The sequence below is a fragment of the Streptomyces sp. NPDC101165 genome (assembly GCF_044768135.1).
In the GTDB taxonomy this organism is placed as follows: Bacteria; Actinomycetota; Actinomycetes; order Streptomycetales; family Streptomycetaceae; genus Streptomyces.
In genome coordinates this window covers 95,592-110,164 of the sequence record NZ_JBIWPG010000011.1, presented here as the reverse complement: position 1 = coordinate 110,164, position 14,573 = coordinate 95,592, and the positions used below count along the sequence as shown (strand labels likewise).

Genomic DNA, 14,573 nt, shown 5'->3' with positions numbered 1-14,573 from the left:
ACGCAGATCAGGGGCATGATCACAAAAGCTACTTCTCCTTGCCCCGGGTCTGGGGGGCCTGGTTTTTTGCCCACATGTCGCCACGGACCACAGCGGTGGGCTTGTCCGCGCGCGTGCCGCCCTATCCGGCCGCACGGTGGGCTGTACGGCTGCGCGAGCAGGGCATGTCCGCGCAGGACATCGCCGACCAAGCCAGCCATGTCCGTGACCCTGGTCCGCCGCGTGCTCCGAACCCCGGCACAGCCACCACGGCCCGGGACAGCGCCCGCACCTCCGCCGACACCATCCTCGGCATCCCGCTCCCCGCCCGCCGAGCTCGTGCTCGCCCGGCAGGCGCCCGCTGATCAATCATCAGGCGATCCGCCGGGCCAGCACGCCCCTCAATTGCGGACCGAGTCGTTAACGCAGCGCAATGGGCTGCTGTGCCTCAGCGACGCCGTCACGCATCATCTTGTCCACCACCGCCTTCTCGGGCAGGCGAAGCTCGTCGGCGATACGGGTCAGGCCGGGCTCATCCAGAGTGATCGCCGCCCGGTGCCTCGGCGCCGCACTCAACCGGGTCACACGCGAAGCATTGAGAGAAACACGGGTGGCATCACCGCCACGTTGCTCGCGCAGACGTGCCGCCTGACGGGCGAGCTTCTCCCTGAAGTCCTGCTCGGGTGCTGCGGTGGATCGTTTGGTGGCGAGTGTCTTCCTCTCGATCACCAGGCGATGCGCTTCCATGCAGACCGGGCGAGCAAGGTCCTGGTCGTTCAGCGCGGCGACAGCGGCCCCGGAGGACGCTGTACGGGCTGCAGCGTCGTCCGCCTCCAACAGTGCACCCCGAGTGGCCGGCAGCGTGAGCCAGAGCAGCAGGCGCGCTGTCGCGGCAATGGCCGTCCTCGGGATCCACAGCACCCACTCGCTGGTCTTGCCCCGGATGTTGAAGTTCCGTGCTCCGGCCGCCACTTCGTCCGCACCGAAGGCGAGAGCATTGACCGTCCAGGAGATGTACGCGGTGTCGTTGGCTCGCATGGTCCCCGACCCGGCGATCAGTGACTCGAGGGCCATGGCGACGAACGCGCGGGAACGGACGTGGCGAGGAGCCGCGTAGGCCAGCGCATGGGCTATGGCGGCAACGCGTTGCTGGGGCGGGTAAGCGGCCCAGAGCGGGAGGCCGACAACAAGACAGCGCTTCCGGGTGAACCCGTAGTGCGTGACGGTGACCGAGAACGCCGGACCGAGCTGGACCGTATCGGGGGGCCGCACTCCGCACGTGTCGGCTATGCCACCCAACAGGTCGAACAACGCCGGGGCGTCTGCCTCTCGCAGCGTGGGCAGGTCGGGATTCAGCTGTCCGATCCGCGGGCGCAAAGCAAGAGCCAGGCCCAGAAGCACCAGGCCTATCATGGGCTGAACAACTGTGCGCAGTCCGACAACGATCAGCAACACGCTGCCGATGAACACCGCGGCCGTCACGAGATGGACCATGCCGGCGACGGCGTACGCGGCTGCCGGCCTGGCTTTTACACGCGTAGCGCTTACTGGCAGACTTCGGCGGTCACGTTCCACGAGTCCCCCTTGCGGTGAACGGCTGGTGCCGCTCGAACACGTGGTGATCCGACCATCGCGGCAGAGCCCGGGCAAGCGGTCTGAGCAACATCTGAGCCTGCTGGAGTCGGCACGTGGACAGCATCCCCGCCAACCGGCGGTTCTGGAACCAGAGCGAGTACGTAAGCGCAGGTCGAGGGCATGATCGCGAAAGCTACTTCTTCTTGCCCTGGGTTTCGACCGCCCGGTTTTTGGGGCTGGTCAGCGGGGTGCTCACCTCAACTGACCTGCGGCCGGGCGGTCGTTGGCGGTCGTTGTCTGTCGTTGCTGGTTGACCTCGGAGGTTCCAGAGAGGTTCCGGCTCCGGGGCCCCTCGCGGCCTCTACCGCTAGAGGTGAGACCCTCTAGCGGTAGAGGTTCTGCTAGCGGCCCGTACCACTCCTGACCAGGACGCTAGACGATAGAGCCCCATTCTCTGGAGCGCCGAGAAAACGGCCGTCCGGCAGGCCTCACGGCGGTCGCGCGCCCTGGCACTGGAACCAGCTCAGGCCAGCACAAGGCAGCCAGCATGCGTCAGCAGCGATGCTGTGGCCAACCGGCGCGGGATGTGGTCAACTCGCCGGCGTGGACACCGTCTTGGCCAGCGTGGTAGCCGTCGCTGGCACGCTGATCGGCTCGCTGAGCACTTATCTGTTCCAGCGCAGAACCACCGAGCACGCAGACGCCGTGGCACGGCAAGAACGTTTGCGGCAGGAGCGTCTGGCTGCCTACAGCGGATACGCCAGCGCCGTCACGGAACTCAAGCGTGGCGTAATCACGCTGTGGTTCCGCCGAAGGGCGTCCCCCCGCGACCAGGACGCCTACATGGCCGCACAGTTGGAGAGCGACAGGCTAGGAGCTGCGGCTGAAGCCGCCGCCTTCCATCTCCATCTGGTGGCAGACGACCCAGCACTCCGGCAGCTGATGGACGTCGTATCCGCCAAGATCGGTGCAATCGGCGAGGCCGATGACCGGCAACTACTCATCAGACTCGAAAACGAGTTGGAACAAGCGGTGCGTGCGTTCCTGGAAGCGGCCGCCCAGCGGATCCGCTGATCGCCGGGCCCTCACCGTGAGTCGTTAGGCCCGCTAACGTTAGCGACACCGATAGCAGGCACCCCTTACATTCGAGTCGCTATCGATAGCGACCCTGATAGCGATCAAAACCGCAGGTGACCAGGGTGTTAGCGGATAGCGGCCGATCCTCGCAGACCCCAGAAACGGCCCCATACGGGCTCCCGAGAGGGTGACCCGTGCTGCTATCGGCCGAGACTCCCGCCAGGTGTGGCCTACGCCTACGGCCGCGCGCCCCTTGCTAGCTCGCTACGCTCGCGCGCCGGCCGCCGTCGGGGCCAGGTGTCCCGTGCCACTGGATCTTGACCGTTTGCCATCGGACTTTGACGGACGCGAGTTTGTGTCATCGGAGTTTGATCACGGCAGGTCAGCGACTCAGCGCACCGAAGGTGCGCTGAGTCGCTGACCTGCACTTATGTGCGGTTCCTCGTAAACGTGCAGGTCAGAGCCTTGCGATCGTCATGCAGGCTGCTCGATTTGTGGGGACGGTGGGGTCAGGAAGGCTTGACCGCCGAGACCGGGGTGACGGTCACCTTGTTGTCGCACTCGGCCCACCACCCGTCGTTCAGGGCGACCTGGTGCTTCCCGGAGTGCGGCAGCCCGATGACCATCGTCGGATACGTCACCGGGTCCTTGCCCGACACGCAGTAGCCGTCGGCCTCCCCCTGGACCTGGACGAAGGTCAGCTTCACCCACGCCTTGCCGTGCGGCCGAACCGTCACGGTGGCCGCCCTGCCGGTGGGGGTGACCTTGAGCGGGGTGTTGTGGGAGGGGGAGCCGTTGCCGGCACCCGCGACCGTCGGATGGCCCTTCAGGACGCACGTCCTCCGGGAGACGTTGGTGAACTGCACGACCGCCGCCCCGGTCCCGGTCCCGACGGGCCGGTGGACGGCCTGCCAGGCGCTGACCTGGAGGGCGGAGGCCGGGCAGGCGGGCGGCGGGGTGGAGGTGGTGGTGCTCGCCGCCATGGCGGTGCCGGGCAGGATGCCGGTCACCGCCGCCGCGACGGCCGTGACCGCCGTCGTCGCCAGAGCCGCCCTGCGAATGCCGTTGCTGTGACGCATGATGTCGTCCCCCTGAGTCGTCTCGTCCGCGGGTTTCGGTCGTTGTTGCCCCGCGGTACGCGTGGTCGTGGTACGTGAGTGCAGATAGGGCGGGAGAGCGGCAGGGTTCCGTGCGGCGACACTTGTGACGGAACGGTGACGACAGGCTGCACCCGTGCAGATGGCCGTCAGGGCAGACAGAAGCACCTCCAGCGCGCCACGGGTTCTACCACGCCCCCGGCGCGCACCGAAGGTGCGCTGAGTCGCTGACCTGCGGTGATCAAACTCCGATGACACAAACTCGCGTCCGTCAAAGTCCGATGGCAAACGGTCAAGATCCAGTGGCACGGGACACCAGGGTGCTGCTCCTCCTTGGAAGGCCGTCCTGTGGGCTTTCCAAGGGTCGGACGGCAAGCGTGAGTGAGGACCGCCGGACCCCTCCCTCTCTGTACTGCTCACCGCGGCTCTTGAGGAGGGGGAATCGGCAGTACACACGGCGGCGTGCCGCCTCCTGAAGAGCCGACTCTCTGCCGTGAGCGCAGCGAGCCAGCAGCGCGCGGGGGGCGCCCAGTGCGCCCCATCCCACGCAGTTTTTGCGCTGAGCAGCAGTGAAATCTGAGTCCACGTCAAGGTTTGTTAAGCACCATTCGTTGGGGCCCTGCCCTGGTCCTACGCTCGGGGCGCTCCTTCGTGACGTCTGCCTCGCGCTTCACCTACCAGGTGAAGGCCCGGCCGCCCGGCCGGGCCACTTCGGATGCTACGGAGGTCCACATGGAAGGACAGACGGCCGCTGAAGATGGCGACGAGCACTGGCTCTGATCCGGGCCTGACGCTGAAGGTGTACGCGCACCTCATGCCGAGCAGCCGGGACCGGGCACGCAAGGCTCTCGGGCGAGCGCTCCGACTGCACCATCCCACGGACTGAGGTTCCAGAGAGGTTCCAGCGCATGAAAATGCCTCCCCTCCGCGCCGAAAGCACAGGTGGGAGGCATGATCACAAAAGCTACTTCTTCTTGCCCTGGTTCTTGACCGCCTCGATCGCCGCCGCGGCCGCCTCGGGGTCGAGGTACCGGCCGCCCGGGGTCACCGGCTTGAAGTCGGCGTCCAGCTCGTAGAAGAGGGGGATGCCCGTCGGGATGTTCAGGCCCGCGATGTCCGCGTCCGAGATGCCGTCCAGGTGCTTGACCAGGGCGCGGAGGCTGTTGCCGTGGGCCGCGACCAGGACGGTGTGGCCGTCGAGCAGGTCGGGGACGATGCCGTCGTACCAGTACGGGAGCATGCGGACGACGACGTCCTTCAGGCACTCCGTCTTCGGGCGCAGCTCCGGCGGGATGGAGGCGTAGCGCGCGTCGTTCGCCTGGGAGAACTCGGAGTCGTCCGAGAGCGCGGGCGGCGGGGTGTCGTACGAGCGGCGCCAGAGCATGAACTGCTCCTCGCCGAACTCGGCGAGCGTCTGCGCCTTGTCCTTGCCCTGCAGGGCGCCGTAGTGGCGCTCGTTCAGGCGCCAGGAGCGGTGGACCGGGATCCAGTGGCGGTCCGCGGACTCCAGCGCCAGCTGGGCGGTGCGGATCGCGCGCTTCTGGAGGGACGTGTGGACCACGTCGGGGAGCAGGCCGGCGTCCTTGAGCAGCTCACCGCCGCGGACCGCCTCCTTCTCGCCCTTCTCGTTGAGGTTGACGTCCACCCAGCCGGTGAACAGGTTCTTCGCGTTCCACTCGCTCTCGCCGTGGCGGAGGAGGATCAGCTTGTACGGTGCGTCGGCCATGCCTCAGAGCGTAATCCACGCATTAGACCCGCCAGGGCCCCCGCCCAGCAGCCGGACAGTTGACGGCATCTGTTAATTGAGTGGCCGAGATCAACCCGCCACAAGTAAGTTGCGCTGTTGGTTGCAGCCACTTACATCAGCGCGCATCGTGGGGGTTCCGTCATGTCCGTCGTCCGTCTGAGACGAGCCGCCCGGGAGACCGTCTCCGGGCTCCCCCGCGAGTTCTGGTGGCTGTGGACCAGCACCCTCGTCAACCGCCTTGGCGCCTTCGTCGCCACCTTCATGGCGCTCTACCTGACCCTCGACCGCGGGTACTCGGCCTCGTACGCCGGTCTCGTGGCCTCGTTGCACGGGCTCGGCGGGGTCGTCTCCTCGCTGGGCGGCGGGGTGATGGCCGACCGGCTCGGCAGGCGGCCCACGCTGCTGATCGCGCAGACCGCCACCGCCGGGTCCGTGGCCCTGCTCGGGTTCATGCGGGACCCCGCCGCCATCGCCGCCGTCGCCTTCCTCGTCGGCATGGCCTCCAACGCCTCCCGGCCCGCGGTGCAGGCGATGATGGCCGACATCGTGCGGCCCGAGGACCGGGTGCGGGCCTTCTCGCTCAACTACTGGGCCATCAACCTCGGCTTCGCCGTCTCCTCCATGGGCGCGGGGTTCATCGCCGAGTTCAGCTATCTCGCCGGATTCCTGATCGAGGCCGGGATGACCCTGGCGTGCGCGCTCGTCGTGTTCCTGAAGGTGCCCGAGTCCCGGCCCACCGCCACGGCGAAGCAGGCCGACGCCGACGTCAGCCTCATGACGGTGCTGCGCGACGGGCGGTACATGGCCGTCGTCGGGCTGTCCTTCCTCGTCGCCCTCGTCTTCCAGCAGGGCTCGGTCGGACTGCCGGTGGCCATGGGGCGGGCCGGGTTCTCGCCCGCCGACTACGGTCTGGCCATCGCCGTGAACGGCATCCTGATCGTCGCCCTGCAGATCCCGGTCACACGCTTCATCGAGCACCGGGATCCGCGCACGCTGCTGGTCGTCTCCTCGGTTCTCGCGGGCTACGGCTTCGGGCTCACCGCCTTCGCCGGGTCGGTCGGGGTCTTCGCGCTCACCGTGTGCGTGTGGACGCTCGCCGAGATCGTCAGCGCGCCGACCCAGACCGGGCTCGTGGTCCGGCTGTCGCCCGTGCACGGCCGTGGGCGCTACCAGGGCATGTACACGCTCTCGTGGTCCGTCGCCGCCCTGATCGCGCCGCTCATGTCCGGCGCCGTCATCGACCGGTTCGGCGCGGAGTGGCTGTGGGCCCTGTGCGCGGCCGTCGGGACGGTGGCGGGGGTGGGGTACGGCGTGCTCATGCGGCGGCTTCCCGTGGAACGGGACCCGGAGACACCTGACAGGCAGCAGCGGCCGCAGGCGTCCGAGCAGGCGGCCTGACCCATGGCGAGCGAGTGACGCAGGTCACTTTCAGTCCTGTCACATCTCACCGAGTCGTTCCGTCAACCAGGTGTAGCCAACAGCAACGACACAGGAGCCCACGATGGAAGCTCGCCTGAACCTCTTCGCCAACCCGGTCGCCGGCAAGTTCATGCGGTACATCAACTCGGCGGGCAAGGCGATCTCGGACTCGACCCTGCCGGCCGCGACCCAGGAGCTGGTGAAGATCCGCGCCAGCCAGATCAACGGCTGCGGCTTCTGCACCGACATGCACACCAAGGACGCCGCGCACGCCGGGGAGACCGCACAGCGCCTCCATCTGGTCGCGGCCTGGCGGGAGGCCAAGGTCTTCACCGACGCCGAGCGCGCCGCCCTGGAGCTGGTCGAGCAGGGCACCCGGATCGCCGACGCCGCCGGTGGCGTCACGGACGAGGCCTGGGCCGACGCCGCCAAGCACTACGACGAGGACCAGCTGGCCGCCCTGGTCTCCCTAATCGCCCTGATCAACGCCTACAACCGCCTGAACGTCGTCGTCCAGCAGCCCGCGGGCGACTACGAGCCCGGCATGTTCGGCTGAGCGGCCAACGCCTCACGAACACCCGCGCCCCCTCCGGCTCTGCCGGAGGGGGCGCGCGCGTAGGCCGCCCTCAAGCCCCCCGGCCGGCACCGACCATTTTAATTCCAGTACTCACGGAATTTAATTGCCCGGGTATTCACATTTCCTTCAAGCATATATTGACAGGCGCTCAAAAACTCCCCATTCGAGCGACCCGCATCCCCCGAACGCCTCACAACCCAGCCTCCAGTGACCGTCGTTAGGTGGTCGTGACGCGATTCAACTGGTACGCAAGTGAAGATCATCTGACGAGCATGCTCCGCTGGGACAGCGACGCGGGTCTCAAGTCGTGCTCGGACCTGCTCGATGATTTCCTGAACAATATCAACAGAATGGAAACAGAATATCTGCGGGCGATGGCGGATCTGTACGGAGCTTCCTGAGGCGGGAGCCGGAGGATTATCGATGGACAGGATTCACGACGAAGCCGGTCTCTACGACGACGCCTGGAGCGTCCCGGAGCCGGACATCGCACCGACCGACTGGGACCCGGTCGAGGAGCTGGCCCAGATGCTGTCCACGACGGCCAGCATGCCCACCGTTCCCAGCACTCCGCTGACCATCCCGTCCCCGCGCAGGAGCAGCCGTCGACGCCCCCGCCACGAATCCCATTTCCTCGACGGCGGCCGGCGCGTCACCCACATCTCGTTCCTGATCTTGACGGTCTCGCTCTGCGCGGTGGCCATGCTGGCCTGGTCGGTCTGCTATTCCTACAGCCAACTGCGCGGGATCGCCTCGTCGGTGCTGCCGACGGGACTGGCGCAATGCTGGCCGCTGACGGTGTACGGGCCCTGGTTCGTGGCAGCTCTTTCGGTGGTTCGGGCCACCGCTCAACGGCGGAGTGCCCGGCGGTCCTGGTGCGTCGTGGTGGCCGCCTCCGCGATGGCCGTGGCGCTGTGTGTCAGTCACTCGTCCCATGCGCTGCTGTCGTTAGTCATCTTCGGAATTCCGCCGCTCACCGCTCTGGTGTGCTTCTGGGAACTCGTCGGTCAGATCTCGTCCAGGAGCCGGCCCCGGCACGCCACACACACCGAGCGGCCGACGACCAAGTCGTGAGAAGGGGTGCGCGGCCGTCGCCCTCACGGGTGCATCCGCGCCCCCTTCAGCACCTTGTCCACCCCGTTTCGCGGGCCGTACACCGCCAGGCCGACCAGGTCCAGGTCCGCCGTCCGCACGGCCCGTACCGCCGCGCGGTTGTCGCGGTCGTTGCCCGTCGTGAAGAGGTCGGCCGTGAACACCGCGCACGGCAGGGCGCGCGCGAGGGCCCGGGCGTGCGCCGCCCGCAGGGTCTCCTTGGTGCCCTCGAAGACCAGCACCGGCTGGCGGAACATCGGCAGGTACGACACACCGTCCGCGTCCTCGTACGGGTCCCCGATCACCTCGGGGACCCGGCTGCCCAGGCCGCTGACCAGGAACGCGGTGACGTTCAGGCGCTGCCAGGGCTCCAGGTCCGCGCGGAGCAGCACGGCGATCCTGGTGTCGAAGCGGATCGGCTCTGCGGAGGCGTCGGGACGCTGTCCGGTGTTCTCGGTGTTCATGGGGTGAGACTGCCGACCGTCGTACGGCATCGTCTTGTACGTTTTTTGCGTGGCCGCCGCAGCCCAGCCCGAGGTCTCCGCCTGGCGCCCCCGCATCCCGGGTGTCGTGGAGGTCTTCCACGCCCACTTCACCGAGTACGCCTACCCGATGCACGTCCACGACGCCTGGACGCTGCTCATCGTGGACGACGGGGCCGTACGGTACGACCTCGACCGGCATGAGCACGGGACCCCGCACGACACCGTCTCCCTGCTGCCGCCGCACGTTCCGCACAACGGTTCCCCGGCCACCCCGCACGGCTTCCGGAAGCGGGTTCTCTACCTGGACGGCAGCCACCTCGGGGACGAGCTGATCGGTGCGGCCGTCGACGGTCCCGATCTCCGGGATCCCGTACTGCGGCTGCGGGTCGGGCAGTTGCACGGCGCGCTCGGGCGGCCCGGTGACGAGCTGGAGGCGGAGAGCAGGCTGGCGCTCGTCGGGGAGCGGTTGCGGGACCATCTGCGGCGGCGGGAGAGCGGTGCCGGCCGTCCCGACCCCGCCCTCGCCCGTTCGCTGCGGGAGCTGCTCGACGAGCATGTCGTCGAGGGGCTCGCCCTCGCCGGGGCCGCGCGGGTGCTGCACGCCCATCCCGCCCATCTCGTACGGGCGTTCAGCACCGCTTACGGCATCCCCCCGCACCAGTACCTGACGTCCCGCCGCGTCGGCCGCGCCCGCCGGCTGCTGCTGGACGGGCTGGCGCCGGGCGAGGTGGCGGTGGCGACCGGGTTCTGCGATCAGGCCCATCTCACCCGGCACTTCAAGAAGCTGGTGGGGGTCACCCCGGGGCGTTACCGGCTCAGTTCGCGCTGAGCCTCGTACAGGTTGCGCGGGCGCACCGCGTCCGTGGTGCCGTACAGCTCCAGGCGGGAGTGCAGGTCGCCGGTGAAGTCGGGGACGTCGATCTGGTCGAACTCCGTGACGGTGCCGAGGCCGACCGTCGCCGAGTACGGTGCCAGGCCGTCGATCTTCATCAGGCCCGCGCGGCCGTTGGTGACCCGGATGTTCCAGTGGGTGAAGCGGGCGCCGAAGAGCGGGCCGGCGCTGGCGTCCCCGCCGTGGCGGCCGTTGTTGTTCACCGTGATGTCGGTGCGCACGTCGGCGAAGGGCAGGCCGCGGTGCGAGTCGAAGGTGCCCATCTGCATGTCGCCGCGCGACCAGACGTTGTGGGAGGACAGGCCCTCGACGTTGATGCCGTGGAGCTGGGTGCCGGCGGGCGCGGGCACGGTCCGCTGCTCGATCGTGAAGTCCTCGATCAGGTTGTCGTGGGAGCCCTCGCGGCAGAAGTAGGGGTGGTGGGAGCCGCGGCCTGCGACCCGGGTACGGCGCAGGGTGCAGGCCGAGGCCGCGACCAGGCCGAAGCCGTTGTCCACGTGCCGGACCGTGACGTCGTCCACGAAGCAGTCGTAGGCGCACTGGAGGACGACCCCGTTGTAGCCCTTGTCGAGGAGGTGCGGGGACTGCGGGGTCTCCATCGCCTCCAGGGTCAGGCCCGTCACACCGGAGCCGGTCAACTCCGTGACGTGCGTGGTCAGTCGGGGGTCCCACTCCGGGCGCAGGTCGAGCGGGAGCGGGCGTTCGAGGGTGATGCGGCGGCCGTGGACGCGGGTGATGCGGACGGGCCATTCGTAGGGGACGTAGGAGGTCAGTTTGGTCTTGTCGTCCCAGATGTAGGCGGCGGGCCCCGGGCCGCCGCCCGCCATGTGCTGCAGGAGGGTGTGCGCCGGATCGTCGGCCAGGCGGAGCAGGACCAGTTGCCCCGGCGCCAGGTGGTCCGTGCCGGCGACGGTCACCGTCCAGGAGCCCCGGAGGGCGGGCTCGACCGTCGTGAGGGTCGTCCACTCGTCCCGCCTGTTGCCGGTCCAGCCCTCGAAGGGCCAGGCCCGGGCCCGGATCGCGGCCACCAAGGAGTCCCAACGAGCCCTCGGGGCCAGCCAGATCAGGCCTCCCGCCCAGGACCAGGACGACTTGTCGCCGCCGTAGCGGGAGCCGTAGACGCCGATCAGTTCGGTGAGGTTCTTCGTGGCGTACAGGGTGGTACGGCCGCTGCCGGCGCCGCGCAGGACCACGTTCGGGTCGGCGATGCGGATCACGTCGTCGATGCGGAAGGTGCCGGGCGGGATGGTGACCGTGCCCCCGCCGGCCCTTCCGGCTGCGGCGAGGGCACGGTTGATCGCGGGGGCGCAGTCCGTGGTGCCGTCGGGTACGGCGCCGTAGTCGGTGACGTCGGCGAAGGTGCGGGGGCGGGGGAAGCGGCGCGATCCGGCGCGGTGGCCCGCCCGGCCGACGTACGGGATCTGCGGGTGGGTGAAGGGGGCGCGGGTGAACTCCCGCCAGAGGGCGGGGACCTGCGTCGGTGCGGCGGTCGCCGTGCCGGTTGCCGCGGCCAGGGCCACGGCGGTGGCGCCGGCGAGGAGTGTCCGTCTGCTGACGTGCCCGTGGTTCATGTCCGGCCGCCCCTTCATATTCATGGATATGAACTACGTTCAGGAATGCGTTGGCGGCGAGCATGCCACGGAGCCCCGGTGCGGGGAAGGGGTCGTAACAAGGGAGCTTCTACCGGGAGCGGACGCGCTGCTGCCGAGGGGCGGTCAGTCGGCCGGGCGCTCGATCAGATGCTTGAACGCGTCCAGGTTCCGGGTCGGCTCGCCGCGGGACACCCGCCACGCGTACTCCCGGCGGATCGCGGAGGCGAAGCCCAGCTCCAGCAGGGTGTTGAAGGCGCCGTCCGCCGCCTCCAGGACCTGGCCGAGGAGGCGGTCGATCTCCTCGGCGGTGACGGCGGCCAGGGGCAGCCGGGCGGTGACGTAGACGTCGCCGAGCCGGTCGACGGCGTAACTCACGCCGTACAGCTTGAGGTTGCGCTCCAGCAGCCAGCGGTGGACGCCCGCCTCGTTCTCGTCGGGGTGGCGGACGACGAAGGCGTTGAGCGAGAGGGTGTGGCGGCCCACCCGGAGGGAGACCGTGGTGGAGAGCTTGCGGGTGCCGGGGAGCTTGACGACGTAGGTGCCGGTCTCCGGGCTCTCCCACTCCAGTTCGGCGTCCTTCAGGACCCCCTCGACGACCTGCGCCGCCTGCTCCACATCACCCATGCTGGGAGCGTACGCGACGGCGGTGGGACTGGGTCGCGGCCATGTAGACGTCGGCGGTGGCGGCCGCGGAGGTGTCCCAGCCGAAGGACTGCGCGTGCCGGGCGGCGGCCGCACCCATCTCGGCGGACAGCGACGGCTCGTCGGCGAAACGGCGCAGCACGCGCGCGTACTCGGCCGGATGATGACCCGTGGCCAGGAAGCCGGTGGTGCCGTCGCGCACGGCCACCGGGAGGCCGCCGACCGCCGCCGCGAGCACCGGGGTGCCGGCGGCCTGCGCCTCTATCGCGACCAGGCCGAAGGACTCGCTGTAGGACGGCATGACCAGGACGGACGCGGCCCGGAACCAGTCCGCGAGCTGCTCCTGGCCGACCGGCGGGCGGAACCGTACGACGTCGGCGATGCCGAGCCGGGCGGCGAGCTTCTGCAGCCCCTCGGGCTTGGCCAGACCACTGCCGCTGGGGCCACCGACGACGGGTACGACGAGCCGGGAGCGCAGCTCCGGGCGCTCCTCCAGCAGGACGGCGACCGCCCGGAGCAGCACGTCGGGAGCCTTCAGGGGCTGTATGCGGCCCGCGAAGAGCGGGATCAGCGCGTCCTGGGGCAGGCCGAGGCGGGCGCGGGCGGCGGCCCGGCCGTCGGCGGGGCGGAAGCGGTCGAGGTTGACGCCGGGGTGCACGACGGCGACCTTCGCCGGGTCGGCGGCGTAGTGCCGCACCAGCTCGTCGGCCTCCTCGGCGGTGTTGGCGATGAGCCGGTCGGCGGCGGCGACGATCTGGGTCTCGCCGATGACCCGCGCGGCGGGCTCGGGGGTGTCGCCGTCGGCCAGGTTGGCGTTCTTGACCTTGGCCATGGTGTGCATGGCGTGCACCAGGGGGACGCCCCAGCGCTGGGCGGCCAGCCAACCGACGTGACCGGAGAGCCAGTAGTGCGAGTGGACGAGGTCGTAGTGGCCGGGGCGGTGACCGGCCCAGGCCTGCATCACGCCGTGCGTGAAGGCGCACAGCTGGGCGGGCAGGTCCTCCTTGGCCAGGCCCTCGTAGGGACCGGCGTCGACGTGCCGGACGAGGACGCCGGGCGCGAGCTGGACCGTGGGCTCGAGGCCGCCGGCCGTGGCCCGGGTGAAGATCTCGACCTCGATGTTGATCGCGGCGAGGCGCTGGGCCAGCTCCACGATGTAGACGTTCATGCCGCCGGCGTCGCCGGTGCCGGGCTGGTGGAGCGGTGAGGTGTGCACGGAGAGCATGGCGACGCGCCGGGGCCTGCGGTGGAGCCTGAGCCGCGAGGGGGCCGCCGGGGAGCGACGCCCGAGCCTGCTGACGTACTGGCTCACGTGGCGTTCCTCCTTGCTGCGGGCATGCCTGCCGGAGGACCGTCCTCGCCCTCCAAGGGGGTGCAACAGCGGCGAGGGTGGCCCGAATTCCCGTGCGGCAGCCTTTACCGAATCATTACTGTCATCCGCTCAACCGTTCGACAGGCACCGCGTACCCGATCCGGGCCTCCGCCCCTGCCGGCGCCGGCACCCGGCCTCCTGGGGTCCGCCTACCCTCGTAGGTATGACAGCCCGCGCGACGCCCCTCCCCCACTCTCGGCTTCGTTCGAGCGGGCGGACCCCCGTCGTGGGATCGGTGACGCGCGGGACGACCAACCCCAACCGGTTGCGGCGCATGGACCGCTGGATAGCGGCCACGCACGGCGCCGAGCTGCGGCGTGCCGCGGATCCGGTGGCGGTCGACCTCGGGTACGGGGCGGCGCCCTGGACCGCGGTCGAGCTGCTCGGCCGACTGCGGACCGCCGCACCTCGCGCCCGTGTGGTCGGCGTCGAGATCGAGCCGGAGCGGGTCGCGGCGGCGAAGCCGTACGAGCGGGAGGGCATGGTCTTCCTGCACGGCGGCTTCGAGGTCCCGGTGCCCGGGCGGCCGCTGCTCGTGCGGGCCGCCAACGTGCTGCGCCAGTACGACGAGGACCAGGTCGCCGCCGTGTGGGAGCGGCTGTGCGCACGGCTCGCACCGGCGGGCGGGGGCTCGCGGGGCGGGCTGCTGGTCGAGGGGACCTGCGACGAGATCGGACGCCGGCACGTCTGGGTGGCACTCGGCCCCGAGGGCCCGCGGACGGTGACCTTCGCGGCCCGGCTCGGCTCTTTGGAGTGCCCCTCGGACCTCGCCGAGCGGCTGCCGAAGGCCCTGATCCACCGCAATGTGCCCGGCGAGCCCGTGCACGCCTTCCTGCGCGACTTCGACCGCGCCTGGGCAGCCGCCGCCCCCTACGCCTCCTACGGCGCCCGCCAGCGCTGGATCCGAACAGTCCGGGACCTATGCACCGATTGGCCCATAACGGATGCACCGGCGCGCTGGCGCCAGGGGGAAGTGACGGTGGCCTGGGGGGCGTTGGCGCCGCGAGGGCGCTGAGCGCCCTCGGGA

General features: G+C 69.7%; 15 protein-coding genes. 8 read left to right on the top strand and 7 right to left on the bottom strand.

Annotated elements, in window-relative coordinates; all coding sequences use genetic code 11:
* Nucleotides 1–101: 101 nt before the first annotated feature.
* On the top strand, nt 102–344 hold the full coding sequence (locus tag ACIRVH_RS24250; protein WP_403956573.1) for a hypothetical protein: 243 nt from the start codon (nt 102–104) through the stop codon (nt 342–344).
* A 55-nt stretch (nt 345–399) separates the two neighbouring features.
* On the opposite strand, the gene ACIRVH_RS24245 is transcribed toward ACIRVH_RS24250, so the two are convergent.
* The gene (locus ACIRVH_RS24245; RefSeq protein WP_403956572.1) at nt 400–1,461 is read right to left on the bottom strand and encodes a hypothetical protein; all 1,062 of its coding nucleotides are present in this window, start codon (nt 1,459–1,461) and stop codon (nt 400–402) included.
* Nucleotides 1,462–2,157: 696 nt separating this feature from the next.
* Here ACIRVH_RS24245 and ACIRVH_RS24240 point away from each other — a divergent pair.
* Entirely contained in the window at nt 2,158–2,628 is a 471-nt protein-coding gene (locus ACIRVH_RS24240; RefSeq protein ID WP_403956570.1) for a hypothetical protein, read from the top strand.
* A 512-nt stretch (nt 2,629–3,140) separates the two neighbouring features.
* On the opposite strand, the gene ACIRVH_RS24235 is transcribed toward ACIRVH_RS24240, so the two are convergent.
* Together ACIRVH_RS24235 and ACIRVH_RS24230 are read right to left on the bottom strand one after the other, a co-directional pair.
* The gene (locus ACIRVH_RS24235; protein ID WP_403956568.1) at nt 3,141–3,710 is read right to left on the bottom strand and encodes a DUF4232 domain-containing protein; all 570 of its coding nucleotides are present in this window, start codon (nt 3,708–3,710) and stop codon (nt 3,141–3,143) included.
* Nucleotides 3,711–4,692: 982 nt separating this feature from the next.
* Entirely contained in the window at nt 4,693–5,454 is a 762-nt protein-coding gene (locus ACIRVH_RS24230; protein WP_145875934.1) for a phosphoglyceromutase, read from the bottom strand.
* Between the two features lie 162 nt (nt 5,455–5,616).
* On the opposite strand from ACIRVH_RS24230, the gene ACIRVH_RS24225 reads away from it, so the two are divergent.
* The 4 genes from ACIRVH_RS24225 to ACIRVH_RS24210 all read left to right on the top strand — a co-directional run bounded on the left by ACIRVH_RS24225 (nt 5,617) and on the right by ACIRVH_RS24210 (nt 8,545).
* Entirely contained in the window at nt 5,617–6,873 is a 1,257-nt protein-coding gene (locus ACIRVH_RS24225; RefSeq protein ID WP_403956565.1) for an MDR family MFS transporter, read from the top strand.
* A 103-nt stretch (nt 6,874–6,976) separates the two neighbouring features.
* Complete coding sequence (locus ACIRVH_RS24220) at nt 6,977–7,450, top strand: carboxymuconolactone decarboxylase family protein (protein WP_145875930.1); 474 nt, start codon at nt 6,977–6,979, stop codon at nt 7,448–7,450.
* Between the two features lie 242 nt (nt 7,451–7,692).
* Nucleotides 7,693–7,872 carry a hypothetical protein gene (locus tag ACIRVH_RS24215; RefSeq protein WP_403956563.1) on the top strand — a complete coding sequence of 60 codons (180 nt, stop codon included), beginning with the start codon at nt 7,693–7,695 and terminating at the stop codon, nt 7,870–7,872.
* A gap of 22 nt (nt 7,873–7,894) precedes the next feature.
* Entirely contained in the window at nt 7,895–8,545 is a 651-nt protein-coding gene (locus ACIRVH_RS24210; RefSeq protein WP_403956561.1) for a DUF2637 domain-containing protein, read from the top strand.
* 23 nt (nt 8,546–8,568) lie between these two features.
* Here the strand turns inward: ACIRVH_RS24210 and ACIRVH_RS24205 are convergent, their stop codons facing one another.
* A complete protein-coding gene (locus ACIRVH_RS24205) occupies nt 8,569–9,027 on the bottom strand; it encodes a DUF2000 family protein (RefSeq protein WP_403956559.1) in 459 nt (152 codons plus the stop codon).
* Nucleotides 9,028–9,076: 49 nt separating this feature from the next.
* Between ACIRVH_RS24205 and ACIRVH_RS24200 the strand changes: the two genes are divergently transcribed.
* Nucleotides 9,077–9,877, top strand: a complete 801-nt coding sequence (locus tag ACIRVH_RS24200; RefSeq protein ID WP_403956557.1) for an AraC family transcriptional regulator — start codon at nt 9,077–9,079, stop codon at nt 9,875–9,877.
* Here the strand turns inward: ACIRVH_RS24200 and ACIRVH_RS24195 are convergent.
* The 3 genes from ACIRVH_RS24195 to mshA all read right to left on the bottom strand — a co-directional run bounded on the left by ACIRVH_RS24195 (nt 9,856) and on the right by mshA (nt 13,486).
* Nucleotides 9,856–11,511: a glycosyl hydrolase family 28-related protein gene (locus ACIRVH_RS24195; RefSeq protein WP_403956555.1), complete on the bottom strand. Its 1,656-nt coding sequence runs from the start codon at nt 11,509–11,511 to the stop codon at nt 9,856–9,858. The two genes, ACIRVH_RS24200 and ACIRVH_RS24195, sit on opposite strands and share 22 nt — an antisense overlap.
* A gap of 144 nt (nt 11,512–11,655) precedes the next feature.
* The gene (locus ACIRVH_RS24190) at nt 11,656–12,156 is read right to left on the bottom strand and encodes a YbjN domain-containing protein (RefSeq protein ID WP_403956553.1); all 501 of its coding nucleotides are present in this window, start codon (nt 12,154–12,156) and stop codon (nt 11,656–11,658) included.
* Nucleotides 12,149–13,486, bottom strand: coding sequence for a D-inositol-3-phosphate glycosyltransferase (gene mshA / locus ACIRVH_RS24185; RefSeq protein ID WP_403956552.1), 1,338 nt, complete (start codon nt 13,484–13,486; stop codon nt 12,149–12,151). Before mshA ends, ACIRVH_RS24190 begins: the two co-directional genes overlap by 8 nt.
* Nucleotides 13,487–13,772: 286 nt before the next feature.
* Here mshA and ACIRVH_RS24180 point away from each other — a divergent pair, with 286 nt between their 5' ends.
* Nucleotides 13,773–14,561: a class I SAM-dependent methyltransferase gene (locus ACIRVH_RS24180; RefSeq protein ID WP_403956550.1), complete on the top strand. Its 789-nt coding sequence runs from the start codon at nt 13,773–13,775 to the stop codon at nt 14,559–14,561.
* The last annotated feature ends 12 nt before the right edge of the window (nt 14,562–14,573 follow it).

What these genes read in the sequence shown, in the direction of transcription:
- ACIRVH_RS24235 (WP_403956568.1), bottom strand. Translation starts at nt 3,710, where the DNA reads ATGCGTCACAGCAACGGCATTCGCAGGGCGGCTCTGGCGACGACGGCG.
- ACIRVH_RS24230 (WP_145875934.1), bottom strand. Translation starts at nt 5,454, where the DNA reads ATGGCCGACGCACCGTACAAGCTGATCCTCCTCCGCCACGGCGAGAGC.
- ACIRVH_RS24225 (WP_403956565.1), top strand. Translation starts at nt 5,617, where the DNA reads ATGTCCGTCGTCCGTCTGAGACGAGCCGCCCGGGAGACCGTCTCCGGG.
- ACIRVH_RS24220 (WP_145875930.1), top strand. Translation starts at nt 6,977, where the DNA reads ATGGAAGCTCGCCTGAACCTCTTCGCCAACCCGGTCGCCGGCAAGTTC.
- ACIRVH_RS24210 (WP_403956561.1), top strand. Translation starts at nt 7,895, where the DNA reads ATGGACAGGATTCACGACGAAGCCGGTCTCTACGACGACGCCTGGAGC.
- ACIRVH_RS24205 (WP_403956559.1), bottom strand. Translation starts at nt 9,027, where the DNA reads ATGAACACCGAGAACACCGGACAGCGTCCCGACGCCTCCGCAGAGCCG.
- ACIRVH_RS24195 (WP_403956555.1), bottom strand. Translation starts at nt 11,511, where the DNA reads ATGAACCACGGGCACGTCAGCAGACGGACACTCCTCGCCGGCGCCACC.
- ACIRVH_RS24190 (WP_403956553.1), bottom strand. Translation starts at nt 12,156, where the DNA reads ATGGGTGATGTGGAGCAGGCGGCGCAGGTCGTCGAGGGGGTCCTGAAG.